We start from the raw sequence: 799 nt of genomic DNA on the forward strand, positions 1-799 counted from the left end.
GCCCGCGCCCGGCATCGTGCCTGGATCGAGTTCGGCTCGGCTACCCTCAACGCCATCGGCCGGTTCTATTCAGCGTCGGCCGAGGCCGGCTTCCTGGCCGAATCTAGCGCTCTGTCTGCCATGTTCGATCGTCTCGAAGCCGAACTGGCTGACGAGACTGGCGGACCCTGGTTCGCCGGCGAGCACTTTTCGCTGGTCGACGCCGTTTACGGTCCGGTCTTCCGCTATCTGGACGCCTTCGACCGGATGGGTGATTTCGGCATCCTGGACGGCAAACCGCTCGTCCGGGCCTGGCGCAAGGCGTTGAGTGAACGCCCGTCGATCAAGCACGCCGTGGCGCCTGACTATCCGCAAGGCCTGCATGCCTTCCTGCGAGCGAAGGGATCATACCTTTCGAGCCTCATTGGCCGAAGCGATCCCGTCAAACCGCTTGTACAAGCCCTATCCGCCTGAACGGATCGATCACGAGCAAGTTGTTTGCTCGCAGCCGTCAGTTCTCGAACAGGACGAAGGCGGCCCAGACCCGCGGGTCCTGCGCGCCAGATATCTTGCCGTCGCGGGCATCGCGACGGGCCTGGCGCAGCGCTTCCGGATAGGTCTGCCCGGCGGCCAGATGGTCGTAGAAGCTGACCATAAAGGCGGCGGTTCCCGCATCATCCACCGGCCATAGCGTCAGCAGCGATCGCTTCGCACCGGCAATGTTGATCGCTGTCGGCAGGCCGCGCAAACCACCGACGAATGTCTCCTGGCCACGGGCCGTCTCGCAAGCGGACAGGACAATGAGATCGAGGCCTGATAG

The 799-nt window shown here is 63.8% G+C and carries 2 protein-coding genes; one reads left to right on the forward strand and one right to left on the reverse strand.

Annotated elements, in window-relative coordinates; all coding sequences use genetic code 11:
- The coding region (locus tag EN935_RS38425; protein ID WP_206534703.1) for a glutathione S-transferase C-terminal domain-containing protein at positions 1–453 on the forward strand (453 nt) is incomplete at its 5' end.
- A 37-nt stretch (positions 454–490) separates the two neighbouring features.
- Here the strand turns inward: EN935_RS38425 and EN935_RS38430 are convergent.
- A partial coding sequence (locus EN935_RS38430) for a CHAT domain-containing protein (protein WP_164771846.1) occupies positions 491–799 on the reverse strand: 309 nt, incomplete at its 5' end.

The organism is Mesorhizobium sp. M7D.F.Ca.US.004.03.1.1 (assembly GCF_003998635.1).
Classification (GTDB): domain Bacteria; phylum Pseudomonadota; class Alphaproteobacteria; order Rhizobiales; family Rhizobiaceae; genus Mesorhizobium; species Mesorhizobium loti.